21 protein-coding genes, 1 pseudogene and 1 riboswitch are annotated in these 17207 nt (G+C 39.7%); of the genes and pseudogenes, 14 read left to right on the top strand and 8 right to left on the bottom strand.

Going from position 1 to position 17207, the window contains the following annotated elements; translation table 11 throughout:
• The first annotated feature begins 16 nt into the window (after nt 1–16).
• Nucleotides 17–379 carry a TfoX/Sxy family protein gene (locus tag BLS16_RS08220; protein WP_092332136.1) on the top strand — a complete coding sequence of 121 codons (363 nt, stop codon included), beginning with the start codon at nt 17–19 and terminating at the stop codon, nt 377–379.
• Between the two features lie 12 nt (nt 380–391).
• Here the strand turns inward: BLS16_RS08220 and BLS16_RS23520 are convergent, their stop codons facing one another.
• Nucleotides 392–547, bottom strand: coding sequence for a hypothetical protein (locus BLS16_RS23520; RefSeq protein ID WP_176786107.1), 156 nt, complete (start codon nt 545–547; stop codon nt 392–394).
• Nucleotides 548–672: 125 nt separating this feature from the next.
• Here BLS16_RS23520 and BLS16_RS08215 point away from each other — a divergent pair, with 125 nt between their 5' ends.
• Nucleotides 673–1341, top strand: a complete 669-nt coding sequence (locus tag BLS16_RS08215; RefSeq protein WP_242876232.1) for a YczE/YyaS/YitT family protein — start codon at nt 673–675, stop codon at nt 1339–1341.
• 106 nt (nt 1342–1447) lie between these two features.
• On the opposite strand, the gene BLS16_RS08210 is transcribed toward BLS16_RS08215, so the two are convergent.
• The 4 genes from BLS16_RS08210 to BLS16_RS08195 are packed head-to-tail and all read right to left on the bottom strand — an operon-like array spanning nt 1448 to nt 4325.
• A complete protein-coding gene (locus tag BLS16_RS08210; protein ID WP_092332132.1) occupies nt 1448–2203 on the bottom strand; it encodes an ABC transporter ATP-binding protein in 756 nt (251 codons plus the stop codon).
• 10 nt (nt 2204–2213) lie between these two features.
• Nucleotides 2214–3209, bottom strand: a complete 996-nt coding sequence (locus BLS16_RS08205; protein ID WP_092332129.1) for an ABC transporter substrate-binding protein — start codon at nt 3207–3209, stop codon at nt 2214–2216.
• Nucleotides 3210–3254: 45 nt separating this feature from the next.
• Nucleotides 3255–4031, bottom strand: coding sequence for an ABC transporter permease (locus BLS16_RS08200; protein ID WP_092332126.1), 777 nt, complete (start codon nt 4029–4031; stop codon nt 3255–3257).
• Complete coding sequence (locus BLS16_RS08195) at nt 4032–4325, bottom strand: thiamine-binding protein (RefSeq protein ID WP_014903526.1); 294 nt, start codon at nt 4323–4325, stop codon at nt 4032–4034.
• A 62-nt stretch (nt 4326–4387) separates the two neighbouring features.
• Nucleotides 4388–4490: riboswitch (TPP riboswitch) on the bottom strand.
• A 201-nt stretch (nt 4491–4691) separates the two neighbouring features.
• Between BLS16_RS08195 and BLS16_RS08190 the strand changes: the two genes are divergently transcribed.
• The 6 genes and pseudogenes from BLS16_RS08190 (at nt 4692) to BLS16_RS08165 (ending at nt 9310) form a co-directional block, all read left to right on the top strand.
• The gene (locus BLS16_RS08190; protein ID WP_092332124.1) at nt 4692–4958 is read left to right on the top strand and encodes a FeoA family protein; all 267 of its coding nucleotides are present in this window, start codon (nt 4692–4694) and stop codon (nt 4956–4958) included.
• A 166-nt stretch (nt 4959–5124) separates the two neighbouring features.
• Nucleotides 5125–7212: a ferrous iron transport protein B gene (feoB, locus tag BLS16_RS08185; protein ID WP_092332121.1), complete on the top strand. Its 2088-nt coding sequence runs from the start codon at nt 5125–5127 to the stop codon at nt 7210–7212.
• Between the two features lie 29 nt (nt 7213–7241).
• A complete protein-coding gene (locus tag BLS16_RS08180) occupies nt 7242–7529 on the top strand; it encodes a winged helix-turn-helix domain-containing protein (RefSeq protein WP_092332118.1) in 288 nt (95 codons plus the stop codon).
• Between the two features lie 206 nt (nt 7530–7735).
• The gene (fadR, locus tag BLS16_RS08175) at nt 7736–8320 is read left to right on the top strand and encodes a fatty acid metabolism transcriptional regulator FadR (RefSeq protein ID WP_092332116.1); all 585 of its coding nucleotides are present in this window, start codon (nt 7736–7738) and stop codon (nt 8318–8320) included.
• A gap of 31 nt (nt 8321–8351) precedes the next feature.
• On the top strand, nt 8352–8750 hold the full coding sequence (locus tag BLS16_RS24865) for a hypothetical protein (protein ID WP_427846371.1): 399 nt from the start codon (nt 8352–8354) through the stop codon (nt 8748–8750).
• Nucleotides 8751–9074: 324 nt separating this feature from the next.
• A pseudogene (locus BLS16_RS08165) lies at nt 9075–9310 on the top strand (DUF2922 domain-containing protein).
• 250 nt (nt 9311–9560) lie between these two features.
• Here BLS16_RS08165 and BLS16_RS08160 read toward each other — a convergent pair.
• Nucleotides 9561–10754, bottom strand: a complete 1194-nt coding sequence (locus BLS16_RS08160) for an MFS transporter (protein WP_092332113.1) — start codon at nt 10752–10754, stop codon at nt 9561–9563.
• The gene (locus BLS16_RS08155; RefSeq protein WP_092332111.1) at nt 10741–11115 is read right to left on the bottom strand and encodes a PadR family transcriptional regulator; all 375 of its coding nucleotides are present in this window, start codon (nt 11113–11115) and stop codon (nt 10741–10743) included. Before BLS16_RS08155 ends, BLS16_RS08160 begins: the two co-directional genes overlap by 14 nt.
• Nucleotides 11116–11348: 233 nt before the next feature.
• Between BLS16_RS08155 and BLS16_RS08150 the strand changes: the two genes are divergently transcribed.
• The 4 genes from BLS16_RS08150 (at nt 11349) to BLS16_RS08135 (ending at nt 13794) form a co-directional block, all read left to right on the top strand.
• A complete protein-coding gene (locus tag BLS16_RS08150) occupies nt 11349–12065 on the top strand; it encodes a demethylmenaquinone methyltransferase (RefSeq protein ID WP_092332108.1) in 717 nt (238 codons plus the stop codon).
• 87 nt (nt 12066–12152) lie between these two features.
• Entirely contained in the window at nt 12153–12575 is a 423-nt protein-coding gene (locus tag BLS16_RS08145; RefSeq protein WP_092332106.1) for a CBS domain-containing protein, read from the top strand.
• 213 nt (nt 12576–12788) lie between these two features.
• Nucleotides 12789–13178, top strand: coding sequence for a thioesterase family protein (locus BLS16_RS08140; protein ID WP_092332104.1), 390 nt, complete (start codon nt 12789–12791; stop codon nt 13176–13178).
• A 1-nt stretch (nt 13179) separates the two neighbouring features.
• Nucleotides 13180–13794, top strand: coding sequence for an IMPACT family protein (locus BLS16_RS08135; protein WP_092332101.1), 615 nt, complete (start codon nt 13180–13182; stop codon nt 13792–13794).
• 428 nt (nt 13795–14222) lie between these two features.
• On the opposite strand, the gene BLS16_RS08130 is transcribed toward BLS16_RS08135, so the two are convergent.
• The gene (locus BLS16_RS08130) at nt 14223–15272 is read right to left on the bottom strand and encodes a sensor domain-containing diguanylate cyclase (RefSeq protein ID WP_092332099.1); all 1050 of its coding nucleotides are present in this window, start codon (nt 15270–15272) and stop codon (nt 14223–14225) included.
• Nucleotides 15273–15606: 334 nt separating this feature from the next.
• Between BLS16_RS08130 and BLS16_RS23140 the strand changes: the two genes are divergently transcribed.
• Nucleotides 15607–16317 (top strand): hypothetical protein, encoded by a 711-nt coding sequence (locus BLS16_RS23140; RefSeq protein ID WP_143015515.1) that lies wholly within the window; start codon nt 15607–15609, stop codon nt 16315–16317.
• 13 nt (nt 16318–16330) lie between these two features.
• Nucleotides 16331–17182, top strand: coding sequence for a PRC-barrel domain-containing protein (locus tag BLS16_RS08120; protein WP_092332094.1), 852 nt, complete (start codon nt 16331–16333; stop codon nt 17180–17182).
• The last annotated feature ends 25 nt before the right edge of the window (nt 17183–17207 follow it).

The raw sequence follows: 17207 nt of genomic DNA, 5'->3' as shown, positions 1-17207 counted from the left end.
TTTTTAGGAGGGTCTAATGGGAATTAGCGATAGTTACAAAGAATATGTGATTGATCAACTTGGTGAGGTAGGATCAGTTACCATTAAAAATATGTTCGGCGCTGCGGGGATTTATTTTGATGGATTAATTTTTGGCTTGATTGCAGACGATACTCTTTATTTCAAGGTTGACGATTCCAACAGATCAGACTATGAGCGAACAGGAATGGAACCTTTTAAACCATTTTCTGACCGATCGATGATAATGCCATATTATGAGGTTCCTGTTGATATATTAGAAGATAGAGAACTGATAGCGGATTGGGCCAGTAAAGCTTTATTAGCATCTAGAAATAGTAAAAGGAAGTCCGGAAAAGGAAGATTACTATGTGAGGAGTAAAGTATTCTAGGCTTAATCTAAGATTTCTAGATCATCAGGGCTTTTATCCTTTGTGAAAATTACATCTTCTTTGCTTTTTCCAGTTGTATTAGGTTCAGGAGAAGTTTTAGAAGTATGTTTAGATGAATTAACATTTCCATGATCAGAGAGCTTGTTAAGCTTTGTCATAATTTGAGTCCCTCCTTTATTATTGAAAAATTAGTAGATATAACTATAGTCCACTATACTAAGTATGATAATTGTCTGTTAGAATTATGTATTTGTCTTTAAGGCAGAAGGCTATGGTGATAATAATGGTTAAAAGGATTATAAGATTATTTTTAGGTTTATTCTTGTTTGCAGTTGGCATAGTGTTGACAATTAACGCAAATCTGGGGTTAGCTCCTTGGGATGTTTTTCATCAAGGAATAGTTTATCTTACAGGTATTACGATGGGGCAAGCTAGTATTGGAGTAGGAATTATTCTAGTAATTATAAATGCAGCTTTAGGAGAGAGGGTAGGATGGGGATCTCTTGGCAATATGCTGTTTATTGGATTGTTCATGGATTTGATAATGTTAAATTATCTTATTCCGATAGCAACAGACCTTATTTCTGGCCTTATCATGATGTTTTTAGGCATGTTTATAGTAGGAGTTGCCAGTTATTTCTACATCGGAGCAGGATTAGGTTCCGGTCCGCGTGATGGTTTAATGATTGCTTTAACTAAAAAGACCAATAGATCAGTGAGGTTTATCAGAAATTCTATAGAAATCAGCGCTCTTATTGTAGGATACCTATTAGGTGGTTTCATAGGAATAGGGACGTTGATCATGTCTGTTGCCCTTGGCTATATTATTCAGTTTATCTTTAAGCTCTTTAGATTTAATGTGAAGCAAGTGCAACACAGATTTATAGATGATGATGTTAGGTTTCTCAGAGAGAAGTTCTTAAAGACTAAACCCTCCAATGAAACCGTTTGATGAGATAGTTTCTTAATATAGACCGGATTAACTTAAAAACCAAAGGCGCTTGGTCATATTGATCAAAGCCTTTGGTTTTTTAGGTTAATGGGTTAAGGGCATGAGTTTACTTGATGAGTAAATTCAAAAGCTCTTTTTTAAGGTCTAATGACGCACTTGATAGTAATACATCAGGATTACGTGGTTGAGGAAAGGGGACAATCAATTCTTGTAGAACAGACGCCGGTTGTTGACTCAAAACAATTATTTTATCGGAAAGAAGTATAGCCTCGTCAATATCATGGGTTATGAACAAAACTGTATGGCGGGTTTGGTTCCAGATAGATGACAGCCAGCGTTGTATTTCTTGGCGGGTTAAGGCATCTAGGGCTCCAAAAGGTTCATCAAGCAGCAAAGTTTTTTTGCCAAATAGAATTGTTCTCAACAAAGCACCCCGTTGACGCATCCCACCAGATAATTGATGAGGGTAATGGTTTGTGAAGGATGCAAGTCCGAATTGATTTAACCATTTATGAGCTTCCTCTAGCGCATTATGTTTGTCTTGATGCTGTATCTCGCATCCCAGAAGAACATTTTCTAGAAGAGTACGCCAGGGTAAAAGTAAATCCTTTTGAGGCATGTAGCCGATATTCCCAGAAAGGCCGTTAATCAAGGAGCTGTCCAGCATGATTTCTCCACAATCGGGGCTTTCAATACCTGCTATAAGATTGCATATCGTACTTTTTCCACATCCCGAAGGACCAATCAAAGAAACAAAAGAACCTGTCTCTATCTCAAAACTTAGAGAATTAATGATCTTCATTTGACGATCAAGATGTGGGTTATAATATGATTTCGAAAGGCCTTGAAGAGTAAGTCCCATCTTCTTCCCCCTAAGAATTAGGTAGAAAATCGTTAGTGTAGGCTTTGGCGGGATCGATCATTTGTGGCAATAAATCTCTCTCGACAAGCCACTTTGCATAACTTTCCCAAACCTGAATTTTCTGTTCTCCCCAACGAGTAGCGTCTGCCTGATATTGAGGACTGAGCCATGCTTGGCTTTTGCGAATAAGCTCAGGATTTGCTTCAGGTGCATTCTTTATTAGGATTTCGGCAGATTCGGCAGGATTCTTAATGGCAAACTGATACCCGGCGCTTACAGCTTTCATAAATTTCCCTACGAGCTCCGGTTGAGATTTTATGGTAGCCTCGTTAGTAATTACAACAGGGGTATAAAAATCTAGAGCAGGATCCACGTCTTTTAGCCAAAGCATGTCTAATGGTTGTTGGCGTAATTCTGCTTCTATCCCTGTCCAACCATAAAAAATCCAAGTCAGGTCTATATCCTTTGTTAAGGAGGTTAGTTGATCGGCTTCACCAATATTAATCATCTTTATCTTTGAGAAATCAGCCTTTTCCTTTTCCATGAGTGCTTTTAAAATAGCGTCTTCAGATGGGAGGCCCCACCCACCGTAGGTCTTACCCTCGAAGTCTTTAGCATTATGGATGTTTTTCATGGTTGGAGATGCGAACCCGGAGGTGTTATGTTGAATTATTGTTGCTAAAGAGACAATTGGAACCTCATTAGCTCGGGCAGTGGTAACTTGTTCCTGTTGACTAATTCCAAACTCTGATTTGCCTGCAGCAACTAGCTGCTCAACATTTCCGGAACTGGAAGGTTCCAGGATTTTGACAGCTAGCCCTTCCTCTGCAAAGTACCCCTTGTCTTTTGCTACAAAGATACCCGTATGATTTGTATTAGGAGTCCAATCGAGTATAAGAGTTACCTCAGTAGTTGATTCAACTTTAGAGGAATCAGTTGTTGAAGGATTTGCACTGCATCCAAACAGTAAAAGAGAGATTATTAATAAAGAAAGTAATTTTTTCATATACAAGTCCTTTCCAATAAATTCTAGCTTGATGAAAAATACCTGCTAGTTAAGATTATCATCCGGATCTTTAGCGATCCAGGGCAAGGCAATTCGAGCAAGAGCAGAGATAAGTGTAAAGTAAACAAAACTTAATAGGGTAATGGTGAAAATTGCTGCAAATACACGATCTGTCAAAAACGAATGGGACGAACGGGTCAGGTATACCCCTAAACCGGAGCTAGAACCAAGCCACTCCCCAATAACAGCTCCCATGACGCTGTAAGTTGCGGCGATTTTAAGGCCTGAGAAAAATGAAGGCAGGGCATGAGGCCAGCGAACAATGTAAAAGACTTGCCAACGGGTGGCCCCCATACTTTTCAAGAGATTAAGTAGGTCCCGATCAGTCAATTCTAATCCTTCAATAAGGCTAATCGTGATTGGAAAAAAACAAACTATAATAATGATAATAATTTTGGGGGTGAGGCCATAGCCCAGCCAAAGAATTAGAAGGGGGGCTATAGCTATCAGTGGAACGGTCTGAGATATAATCAAAAAAGGATAAATAAGTCGTTTAATCCAAGGGGATAAAACCATAATTCCAGCGGTTATTAGACTGAAGATAACGGCGAGAAGGAACCCAACAGTTGTTTCCAGTAATGTCGTTAGAGTATGCATCCATAAGAGTTGGCGTGTTTCCCATAGGGCTTGAGCGATTTGGAGAGGTGTGGGAAGAATCCAAAGGGGGATTTGAGCGGTGATAGTAAGGAACTGCCACATCCCGAGAAGAAAGAGGAAGAATAGCAGTGAAGGAATTCTATCTTTCCACTTCTTTTTGATCATCTATTTGGTGCGGTACTTATCAATTTTTTCGCCTATTGTAGAGCCTGTAGGGACGTAATCCATCTTAATATAGGACATTACTCTGGATGCACCAGCCCGAATGCAAGCTTCTTGAGCCTCTTTAATAATTGCCCAGAGTTGGTCAGGCTCGCCTTCCATAGTAGTTTCCATTGGGCCGACTTCGTAAGTGACTCCACTCTTTGCAATTACTTTAATGGCCTCGTCCACAACTTCATAGATTCGTGATTCTTCAACTTTGGGAACAACTTGTAGAGCCATAATAATATTTGCCATAATCTATCCTCCCAATTAATTTAGTTTAAATATATAAAAAAACACCGCAAATAATAATGCGGCGTGTTCTTATCTCTGCTCCCTACGCTGGCATTACCCAGATCAGGTTAAGGGTCGGACAATAGTCCCTCTCAGCCAGTAGCCCCAGCTCCCCTGTTACCATATAATACTACTTTAAGTATATCATGTCTTTACGCGTTGATGCAATGGTCTGTGTGTTGTTAGGAACGCCCTATGCAATTCGAATTTTTATTATTGACAGGGTTTTAAATGAATAGTATTCTGTAAATGAAGTGAGATGTATTCTCAGTTATATTTTCAACTAAGCCTGAGAATGGTTATCGTTTTGATAAAGGGGGGAAACTGATGGAACGCTTTTTACAGGATGTAAAACCTGGGGAATGGGCGCGTGTTGTGCATATTGAAGGCGGGGGTGCTTTGCGCCGGAGAATGATGGATATGGGAATCGTCCCGGGAGTAGAAATAGAAGTTGTACGTTGTGCTCCATTAGGTGGTCCGCTTCAGATTCGTTTAAAAGGGTATTATTTAGCTATGCGCCGTGGGGAATGTGCTAAGATAATAGTTTCGGTACCTGAGCAAAATCTTCTGGAACCATCGTTAGCAAGTCGTTAGCCTAGTTCTACCAAAATTTGCCCGGAATAAGCATCTGTATTAGGCTCTGATTATTTAATCTGTCTATAATATCAATTGTTAATAAAATTGCATTATTGTTATTGTGCGTATAGAGGTGCCGCTAGGACATAATTTTTGTGTTGCGTGGAGAGGAGGCGGTAGAGTCATGAAAATAGCTCTTATGGGTAATCCTAATGTTGGTAAGAGTACAGTTTTTAATGCTTTGACTGGATCAAATCAACAAGTAGGAAATTGGGCGGGAAAAACTGTAGAACGAAAATCAGGAGTAATTCAGAGAGCCAATGAACAAATTGAACTGATTGATCTACCAGGTACTTATAGTCTAACCGCTTATTCTCAGGAAGAGATTGTTACACGTGAGTATATTCTGCGCGAAAAACCAGATGTCGTTATGGCTTTGGTTGACGCTTCAAATATTGAACGAAACCTTTACTTAGTTCTTCAGATTCTTGAGCTAGCACCAAGAGTTGTAATCGGTTTAAACATGATGGATTTAGCTAAATCTGCAGGCATAAAAATACTTTCTAATAAATTAGCCCAGGTCTTAAATGTGCCTGTTGTAGAAATTGTTGCTGCCAAAGGACAAGGAGTCGAAGAATTCTTGTCTGAGGCAATCCGCGTGGGAAACCTCAAAAAAGATCCTTTACGGGATGAGGTTCCTTATCCAGAGGAACTTGAAAGACGGATTCAAGCAATGGAACATTTATTAGCGGATACAATCTGGGCGACAAAGTATCCCTTGCGTTGGTTGGCTATTAAACGTTTAGAACGGGATTCGGAAATTGGACAGACTTGGAGGAGTATACCTCAGACCTCCAAAAGGTCGAAGAATAATGATTCCTGCTGTGAGTCAGGAGATTCTATAAAATACGTACTGCAAGATACGGATACCTTGCCTGGAGAAGATTTGCTCCAGGCTTATGAAGTTGAAGGGTGGAGCAAAGATAAATTTGAAATGACCGTAGCGGATGCCAAGTACCAATATATTTCTAAGATCCTGCCAGAATTCAGGCTACACGAGGGCCCTATAAAACGCACTTGGACGGATAGACTAGATGAATGGATATTATCTCCAATGTGGGGCTATCCCATTATGTTGATAATATTGTCTCTAGTATTTTGGTGTTCTTTTGTTGCAAGTGCACCTTTAGGTGGTGCTGTTTCAGATGGAATGGCCTGGGCCGCAGATATGATTGTAAACCTGATGCAGAAGGTGCAGGTTTCTGATGCTATTCAAAGCTTAGTGCGAGATGGAATTTTCGCCGGAGTTGGTGCGGTTCTGGCTTTTGTTCCTCAAATTGCAATATTCTTTGCTTTTTTCTCTTTAATGCAAGATAGTGGCTATTTAGCGCGGGCTGCATTTTTAGGAGATCGGTTTATGCAACTCATGGGACTCCATGGAAAATCATTTTTCTCCTTGGTGTCTGGGTTTGGCTGTAATGTACCGGGTATTATGGCGACAAGAACTTTAGAAGATCCCAAAGATCGCTTGATTACCATGTTAATTAACCCATTGATTCCCTGTGTTCCGCGCTTAGGTGTGATGAGTGCTGTTGTGGCAGCCTTTTTTCCGGGATCTCTGGGTGCCGTTATTATGATTAGTCTTTTATCTTTAAGCATGATTCTGGTCATGTTCTCAGCAATCTTATTAAGAAGAGTCGTTAAACAAAGGGAACGCTCAGCCTTTGTTATGGAACTCCCTTTATACCACGTTCCTACTCTGCGCAATATTTTATTGCCCACCTGGCAAAAAACCTATTCCTTCCTAAGAAGGGCGTGGACGTTTATTTTAGTTGCTTCAATTGTGGTTTGGGTCTTAAGTTCCTATCCCCAGGGAGTCCCTATGGATGAGACATGGGCAGGTAAGATGGGAGGATGGCTTGCCTTTATTGGACAACCCTTAGGATTTGACTGGAGGATTATGGTAGCGATTGTGTTTGGCTTTACCGCTAAAGAAACAACTCTCTCTACCTTAGGAATTCTATATGGTGTTGCTGCAGATGCATCCCAGTCGATTGCTCAAGCCATGACGGGAGCTATGACCCCATTAGGAGCATATACTTTTTTAGTTGTTTATATGTTATATATCCCTTGTCTGGCTTCTGTTGTAACGACCTATAAAGAATCCCATAGTATTGGTTGGACAAGTTTTGGCGTTGCCTATAACCTTTTGCTTAGTTTTGTAGTTGGTTGGCTTATTCTCCATATCGGACTGTTTCTTGGCATCCAGTGATTGTAAAAAACTCTCGGGAGTGAATCGGATTGCTTACAGATATTTTGAAAGTTTTGTCTCGTAAAGAAGCTACCTTATCAATGTCACAGCTTGCCCTTGAGGTAGGCTATTCCTTAAAAGAAATTGAAAGCGCTTTAGAACAGATGGAACACATGGGGTATATTTGTCGAGAGATCTTTGGCCAAGACTGTAGCCCGAGTTGTGGAATGAATCGCTGCAGTGGGCACTGTGAAGATTGTGGCTTCCATTCACCAGACACATTTATCTTTTGGGGACTGACTGATAAAGGACAGACAATGCTAAATCAAATACGGTAAGTGAACTTGTTCTGCTAAAGCTTAACGTCGAGACTTCTGTAGGGAGTCTAGCCCTACTGAAGCTAGAATAAGGACATCCACTTACAAGATGTGGATTTTTCGGAAGATGGTGTTGGAAAATTAAATATATGATATGATATAAAGTGGATAGAAATTAAAAAATATCTACACTATTTATGGTCTGGATGAAGGGAGTTTATGATTTGATGATTAAGCCCCGTGAGGAGAAATATCATGCTATACTTGATGCGGCCACGGAGGCTTTTGCGGAATATGGCTATTATACTTGCCAAGTATCTAAAATTGCCAAACTGGCTGGAGTAGCAGACGGAACTATTTATTTATATTTTAAGAATAAAGAAGATATTCTGGTTAGCCTTTTTTCGGATCGCATGGGGAATTTTATTCGTGAGATCCAACAATCAATAGCGCAATGTACGACAACTAAAGAACGCTTATTTTGTATAATTCGAACTCATTTTAAATACATGCAGGAAAATCGATCTTTGGCAATAGTTACGCAGATTGAGTTAAGACAATCTGACCCAAAAATTCGAGAAGCTATTTCAGGGCCTTTAAGAGAGTACTTTCATTTAATTGAACAAGTTCTTAGTGAAGGCGTTCAGAAGGAAGAAATAACTTTAATGGACATAAAGGTGGGGCGGCAGATGTTCTTTGGAACTCTGGATGCTGCCATTAGTGACTGGGTAAGTTCTAGGAAGCCTCGTCCTTTAGAAGGAATTGAAGAGTTAATTTATGAGCTTATGCGGGGAGCTTTCAATATTAAATAAATGAAATCACGTTGTTAGTAAGGAAGAGTCCTTGCACTTTGGTGACTGCACCTTGATTGGCGGTCAGAGTATTCTCCTCGGGAATTCCCCAGAGGATAATCCCCTGGGTGTAGCCCAAATTCGGAATCGATTCCGAATTTCCACTGTCCTGTCCGGCAGTGAGCTTGATCCATACTCTTCAAAGAGGCGCATGTGTTTATTAGGCTGTGCTTTGAGGGTAACTCACCCAGTTCTCCAGCCGCTTTCCCCATTCTCTATGATTGACCATGGATTTAGCCTCCGTCATGCGCCGTCCGATCTCGCCGGAGCTGTAAAGCAGCATTCTGCTGGTCTGATCTTTAATACTGTTAATTTCGGCCGCGCTAATCTACGGTGTCTGCTCGCTTATTCCCTTCGCCATGATTTTCGAGCTCCTCTTGCTTATTCATAAGCTTTTCCGGAGGAAAGGCTCCCATAAGATAAGTCGGATTTGAACAGCCTTACTCTAGGTTATGTGTTCAAGCCCTCACTGGTGACAAAATAATGGCAAAACCGTAAAGTGCCTAGATGCTTTACGGTTTTGCCATTATTTTGTCATAAATACCCCGGACGAGGGTAACCCCTGCCGGACAAGGTGCATAAGATAAGAGGGACTAACCAAATTATTCGATTTGTTGAAATACCTGTTGGTATCCGTAACCCGGAATAACCGCTTTGACCTGACTGAGGAATAAATCCCTGTTCAAGCGATCATAGGAGGAGAGGGGGAGTCGGTATGGCAAATACGCAGCAGAAGACCCTTCGCCTGACCTTTGTTACAACATTGGGAGCATATTTACCCTTGCGCCGCCGGCACCACGGGCAAACCTGACTGCCGCGGAAGTTGAGGCCGCTATGGAACTGATTATTTCCAAAGTTGTGTTTCTCACCACCGGCGGCGAATTGATTGGTAAAAAAGATATAAAGATAACGGATTCAACAACCGATTTGTATGATCCGGCCCAGTATTAAAGCCTGCCAGAGGGGAAAATGCCTCACCTGCCGATGGCTGTTGATTTTGCGGCCCAAGGGCCGCTCTTAGGGATAAAAACTCGGCCCGGCTCCAGACATGGCAGTTCAAATTCGGAATCGATTCCGAATTTGAGCAGAAATCCTATATAAAAGGCCAGAAACTTCATAAATAACGGGCTGTAAGACAAATTACGGTAAAAGCGAAAGGACTCTTCCTTACAATTAATAGTTTGAACACTGTAACAATAAATTATCGTGCGGCAATCCGTTGTGCATTTGCGGCAGGTCGATTTCTCATAAATAATGCAGTAAGTCCGGCAAGAAGTGGGAGTAAGAACAATACCGAAATCGAAGTTGATAGGCCATAAAGATCTCCGATTCTCCCGATAGGAATTACCAGAAGGCCCCCAATTCCTCCTGCGAATCCCATCGTTAACCCGGCTGCGAGAGACTTATTATTGGGAATGGCTTCTTGAGCTGCAACCACAGTTACGGAAAAACTGGATAACAAGCAGGCACCGGCAAGAGCTAGCAAAACAACGCTCAAAGTGCCATTTGTGTAAAGGAAACCGTAAAAGCATGGTGTTGCTAGGACAAGAGAACCGATCGTTAAAGGTTTCCGACCAAATCGATCCGAAATATACCCCCCTAAAATTCCTCCGATTGCTCCAGAAAAGAGCATTATGAAGACTAAATGACTAGAGGTTGTAGAGGAAAGATGTTGTTCGTGGAAATATAAGGGGAGAATGGTTAACAAACCGGTATAGGCCAAAGCACGAATGGCAATGACACTAGTAATGGCCAAAAGTTCTTGGCGAGCTTTCAGTAACGAAAGCCATACCTCGGCCAGAGTAGGTGGCGTACTTCCCCCACGAAGTACATGATTATTGGGGGCGAAAAAGTATAATAACAGTGCGACAATGATACCTGGGATAATCGTATAAATTGTCGCTCTGAGACCATAGTTCTGAAATAGGGGAACGAGTATTAGGGGGCTGAGTGCAAAACCGATGTTTCCAAAGGCGATAAATGTGGAGAGTAGAACTGCTTTACGATCACCGCTGACAACAGTTATCATTGTTGATGCTTGAGGATGAAAGGCAGCTGTTCCGAGACCGGCAAGACTGGCTAAGAGTACTAAAAGCAGGTAGTTGTTGACTAAGCCGGTCAAACTGAGCATAATTGCCATCCATAAGGTTCCTACGTGTACAAGCCATCGTTTCCCTTGGCGATCAAGAAAATAGCCAAAGACAGGTTGTATGAAAGAAGAACTGATAGTAAACGCTGAGACTAATATTGCTGCTTTAGTGGCGTTAAGAGCTGTTGCGGCTACTAGAAAGGGAAGCATTTGTGGTAAGTAGTTACTATACATGTCATTTAACATATGAGCTAATGAAAGTATACCAATTGTAGAATACTCAATGGGCTGATTAGATTTTATCATCTTGGATACCCCTCTCAGACTTGTCATTAATGATTTGGGTATAGTTGTTAAGAAAATACTCCAAATTTTCTTTGCGTTGACTAATGTCTAGAGCATAATTTTTAAGAGCAGCTTGTCCGGAAGGAGTGATGGAATACCATTTTCGTGGAGAACCAGTCTCTGAAGTCTTCCAGCTCGATTCTACCCATTGCTTTTCCTCCATATCTTGAAGGGCACGATAAACACTTGGACTGTCAGTTAAACAAAATGGCAATTCTTCCTGCAAACTTGAAAGAATCTGTGCTCCATAGGCAGAAGAAGACTTTTCTAAAAGGAGAAGAATAAATGCATTGGTGTGACGACTCTGTTTAGACCTACTCAAGTTGATACCTCCTAACTGTTTATTACAGTATACTGTGTATATAAGTATACTGCAATATACAGTATGATTTTTGCTGGATTTAACCAGATAGTCTAATCATGAAAGATATTGCTTTTGAATGAGGGGAGATAATTTCAACCAGACGACAAGCTCTCTAGACAAATGCTTAATGTAAGGGTAGTATTTAAGAAAATGTTAATACTAACTATAAATCATTAGATAGGGAGATTATGATGGATTTTGCAGGGAAAGATAAGGCTACATATGTAAAAGAGACATTTAATTCGATTGCACCTCGATACGATTTGATGAATACCTTAATGAGCCTAGGAATGGATAAAGGATGGCGGCGTCTTGCCGTTCAGAAGGTAGGGGCAATGCCAGGTATGCATATCCTTGACGTTTGTTGTGGTACGGGTCAACTATCGCTCGAACTAGGAAATGCTGTGGGCTCAGAAGGAAACGTGACAGGGTTAGATTTTTCCCAAAAAATGCTTGAGGTCGCCGAAAAATCCTTGCAACAAGCTTCAAATCCAGCTCATATTCGTTTTATTCAAGGGAATGCTATGGAACTTCCCTTTTCTGATAATTCCTTTGACGGTGTTACAGTGGGCTGGGGATTAAGAAATTTACCGGATTTAAGACTAGGATTAAAAGAAATGATAAGAACGGTTAAGCCTGGAGGAAAAGTTGTTTCACTGGATATGGCTAAGCCTTCATTATTAGGATTTAAACAGGCTTATTGGTTATATTTCGAAAAACTTATTCCTTTAATGGGTAAGGTTTGGACGAGAAAAGCTAGTGCCTATCAATATCTGCATGACTCAGCTCGAGAGTTCCCTGCCCAAGAAGAATTAGTACGGATTTTTGCAGAGTGTGGACTAAAGGATACCTGTTTTACTAATTTAGCTGGCGGTGTTGTAGCAATTGTTTCAGGGAAAAAGCCATAAAGCCATTTTAATCTTGCATGATTCTGTATTTAGTTGCTCATACTATCCTTGATAAAGATGAAATCTTGATAAAAGGAAGGGATTAGTATGAAAGTTCGCGACGTTATGACTAGACAGGTTGAGACAGTTGCTCCTAGTTCTTCGGTTGAAGAAATTGCACGCTTGATGAAGCGTAATGATGTTGGCTCAATTCCTGTATGTGAAGGGCAGAAAGTCTTAGGTATTATTACTGACAGAGATATTGTTCTGAAGGTTATAGCCGATGGAAAGAGTGTTAGCAGTGTATCCGCCAAGGATATAATGAACTCACAGGTTATTACAGTGACTTCGGATCAAGATGTACACGAAGCTGCTCGTATAATGGCCGATAATCAAATTAGGAGATTACCCGTTTTGGAACAGGGAAGTATCGTCGGGATCGTAGCATTAGGAGACTTAGCGATTGAAAAAATTCATGTCAATGAAGCAGGAGATGCTCTGAGTGACATTTCACAGGGAGCTCATCATTGATATTTTATGACGAACTCATTTAGCAAGCAGAATATTTCGATATTCCTTTCCGCTTGTTATCTTTACTGGCTGTTAGAGCTTAAGGAATGTGCCAACCTTCATTAGAACGAAACGGATAATAGCGTTGTGAAAAAACCACAACGCTATTATCTGTTTTTGTGGTAAACTAATTGAGAAAATCGATAATCTTACAAAGAATAGGATGTGTTCGCTTTGGATTTAAATGTTGGAAGAAAAGGACGGGCCCAGACAACTGTAAGTACCTTAAATACAGCAAAAGCCATGGGGAGTGGACAGCTTGAAGTCTTTGCAACTCCTGCAATGGTCGCACTCATGGAACAGGCTGCTGTTAATGCCTTAGAATTGCCTGAAGGACAATCAAGTGTAGGAACTTCCTTAACAATTAAACATAATGCCGCAACCCCTATAGGTGCTAATATTTTTGCGATCGCTGAACTTGTTGAAGTGGACCGTCGTAAACTGGTTTTCACGGTAGAAGCATTTGATGATGCTGGACAGATTGGTGTAGGAAAGCATGAACGTTTTGTCATTGATGCCGATTCTTTTTTAGCTAAGGCTCAAGCTCGTAATCAGGGGATGTAACGTGAAATCCTTTAACACAATCTCAGAATTGAATACATGGGAGCAAATAATTGATAAATCCCGCTTCATAGGAATTGTGGTTCCACTGACCTCAATAGATCAATTGGACATGGCAATGAAAAATATTCGTGATAACTATCCCAACGCTCGCCATTACGTCTATGCCTATCGATTATATGAAGGATTAATTGAGAAGTCTTCGGATGATGGAGAACCTCAGGGGACAGGTGGCCGCCCTGTAATGGATATTTTACAGCATGGAGATATATGGAATGTGTTAGTGGTTGTGGTGAGATACTTTGGCGGTGTACTGCTGGGGACTGGAGGTCTGTCGAGGGCTTATGGCGGAACAGCTCGGCAGTTAATTAATGAGACCAACTTAAAGAAATTGTCACTTTATCAGGTGTACCATTTAAATGTGCCTTATGAATGGTATGAAATGATTAAGTATCAATTTGGTCTTCGAAATTGGTTAATTTCGAAGGAAGATTTTAGTGAGGTTGTGCAGCTACTTGTACATGTACCAGAAGTGGAGTCTCAAGCATTTACTCAATGGATTAATGACTTTAGTAAAAAACAAGTGAGTTATACAGAGCAGAGTACAGTGTGGAGATGACAGATCAAAGATTAATAAGAACATTTAGATTATTCTAAAGAGTTAAATTTTAAGAAAGTGATCACAATCACTTTCTTTTTATTTATATGTCTGATATTATAATAGTGAAGATCAGAACAATTAATGCTGTTGCTCAATAGTTTAGTGAAAAGAAGAACAATCTGAGAGGGGGAGTTATTATGTTAGCTTTCATTCCTATATTAATAATTGGTGGATTTTTAGGGGGATGTGCAGTCGTAATTACTGCTTCGTGCTGTCAACTTGTGAAATTAACGACTAACTTACCAAAAAGTAATGGCACATTACCCAGAGCAGTTCAAGCCTAGTTAGATAATCTTCATGTGATGGAATTCAATAAAACACCCTTAATGGGTGTTTTTTTTGTTTTATCGAAGGCTGTAAAATTTTTAATTGCTGCCCCGGCAGTATTAACGATAGATACTTTGGTTGCGTCCGGTAGTTTTGGCTTCATACAGAGCATGATCTGCTCTTAAGATTACGGATGAGGGAGTATCGGAGGGGTGCCATAAAGTAGCACCGATACTCACGGTAACAGATACATAAGCAGATGTTTGATGATATACTTTGGTATTCTCAACCACTTCCCGAATCTTTTCACTGATAAATAAGACAATTTTCTCCGTTGCTTCTGGAATAAGAACAACGAACTCTTCTCCTCCGTACCTGGCAATTAGATCTTCTTCTCTTAAATTGTTTCTAAGCTCTCGTACAATGGTTTTAAGAACGGTATCTCCGAATAGATGCCCGTAGCAATCATTAAATTGTTTGAAGTTATCAACATCAACTATAAGCAGGCCAAAGGTTACAGATCTTTTATGACGTTGGCAAAGGGAAATATATTCATGCAAGCGCTTTTGAAAATAACGATGATTATAGACTCCGGTTAAGCCGTCAGTAATTGATTCTCGTTCTACTATGGCATACAAAAGTGCATTCTCCAAGGCTGAAGTAGCATGACCAGCAACAGTTTCAAGAAATTGCATTTGCTCAGGAGTTATTTCGGGTTGTCTAATGGCGTGAATATTTATGGTGCCGGTCTTATGCTGAGCATTTTGAAGTGGTAGGCAACATATCCATTCCCATTCCTGTGTTCTGTTGCCAGGTGAGCAATAATAAGTTACACCTTTAGCTAACACTTCAGCGAGAAAAGAGAAATCAAGATTTGATGGAATTTTTGGAGTGATTGTACGTGAATCAAAAACTCCAATCACTTCAAACTCTTGTGTGTTTTCATTGAATAAACATACACTCGCTTGATCAATGCTAATAAGGGAAGCAATAGCGCTTATAATATTAGCTGCAATAACTTTAGGATCAAGAGATGCATTTAGTGCGCGGGCAATATCTAAAAGAACATTTGTCTGTAATCGGATTTCTTCCAGTTGGCTTTCTAATAGCTGAATCCGTTCCATCAATGTAGAGTTGTTTTCTGAATCCATTCTCTGATGACTTGACATAGATGTGTGCCCCCTATAACCCGAAATCTAAAAGAGTATAATCAGAGGATAATTGAATTAGGACAAACTATATATAGTATTCTCTTTTAAATCGAATAATCCTTTGCTTATAATTTGTTTCCCTAAAGAAAGTTTTTGGAAAATGCATCAAAAAAAATGCAATTCAAAGAGTAAGAAGAAGGAGAAACAGGACTTCTGTCGAATTTTTAAACAAACACTGAATTAATATAAGGGGGGGACCCATGTTCTGACATATAATATTACTGTTGTTTTAATAAGTATTCCATTTATTGCGTTTTTAATTTGGCAAGCGAAGATGTTAGGATTAACCAGAATGAGAGCATTTTTAATTTCTGTTCTGTTAAGTTGTGCTGTCTTGATGTTTCCGTATGCGCTTCGCTCAGGCTTGATAGCATTGTGGATTTTGTCAGTGCTTGTTTTGATGATTTTAGGGACAATGTGGCCAAAAATTAAAAACTATAAAGTATTTGGCGGAAACGATCCGATTACAGAAGAAGCAATAGTAGAAGAAGCAATAGTAGAAGAAGCAATAGTAGAAGAAGCAATAGTAGAAGAAGCAATAGTAGAAGAAGCAATAGTAGAAGAAGCAATAGTAGAAAAAACAATAGTAGAAGAAGCAATAGTAGAAAAAACAGTAGCTGAAAAAATAATAGTAGAAGAAACGATATCAGGTGAGACTATATTCGATGATATATTTTTCGAAAGTAGTAATGAGTCAGAATTAAGTGGTTTAGCCATTGATGAACTTATTGATTTAGGATTTAGAGAAAAGCAAGCGGGAAATTTCAGTCAAGCGTCCCGTTATTTCCTTCACGCTTTAGGGTTAAATCCAGTACCGGATTTAGCCTTGTGTCTAATAATGGATTGTTATTGGCTGCTAAATAATATGGAGGACTCCGAGTCCTTAATAGAATTAAACAATTACGTTAAGACATGTTTAGCACAGTTTAATCCGGAACTTCGGCGCCGCTTTGATGCATGGATAATCAAAGAGAATCTTAGCAAACAAATATTTAATGATTAGGAGGCATTAGCCTGTGAAAGCAACAAAAATTATAATTGGCTTGCGAGTTATTAGTATTTCAGATGGAACCCAAATTGGGGTTGTAAAAGATTTAGTTCTTAACCCCCAGGGAAAATCCTTGGATTTTATAATTATTGATCAACCTTCGGACTATTTTGGTGCAAAAGTTATTGCTTATACAGACTTATTAGGTATTGGAGAGTTTGCAATTACTATTCCGAATCAGGATGTCATACAAGATGTAGCTCAAAATTCAGAGATTCAAAATTTATTAAAACAGGATATCCGAGTAATTGGAACAAAAGTTTTAACTAAAAAGGGTCAACTCATTGGCGAGGTAAGAGAAGTAATTATCAACGAGGAAACTGGTCGCATTGCTTCCTGTCTCTTTGAATCCGATGGAGAGATGCAAGAAATTCAGGCCGAAAAAATTATTACACTCGGGAAAGAGCTACTAATAATTGAAGAAGAATCTACTCCCGTTGCGTTTGAGAGCTTTGCATCGAACGACGAATTATTAAATTCAACCGTAACACCAGGAATATTTGTAGAAGATGAAGTTACGGAAGATCAAGTTAATAACTACCAAATTATGGAAGAAACCAATCAAGAGCCTGTTGAAGAAGTAGACCCTCGACCAGATTTATTTGAAAAGGCAGATGTTCTTGAAGAACCTGAAACTGATTTTAATCTCTTTGAGCAGCGACAACTTCAATATTTTATCGGAAAAAAAGTAGACAAAGACATAATTTTGGACAATGCAGATATCTTACATGCCGGTGAATTCATTACACCCGAAATGGTAACACACATTACAACGAGAAGTACATTGATGGAAGTTACTTCTCATTTGCAAAAAAACTAAGGAAAGAATAATGAGAAATAACAAC

The sequence above is a fragment of the Desulfosporosinus hippei DSM 8344 genome (assembly GCF_900100785.1).
In the GTDB taxonomy this organism is placed as follows: domain Bacteria; phylum Bacillota; class Desulfitobacteriia; order Desulfitobacteriales; family Desulfitobacteriaceae; genus Desulfosporosinus; species Desulfosporosinus hippei.
Note: the sequence above shows the minus strand (reverse complement) of the source record. Positions and strands in the feature narration are given on the sequence as shown.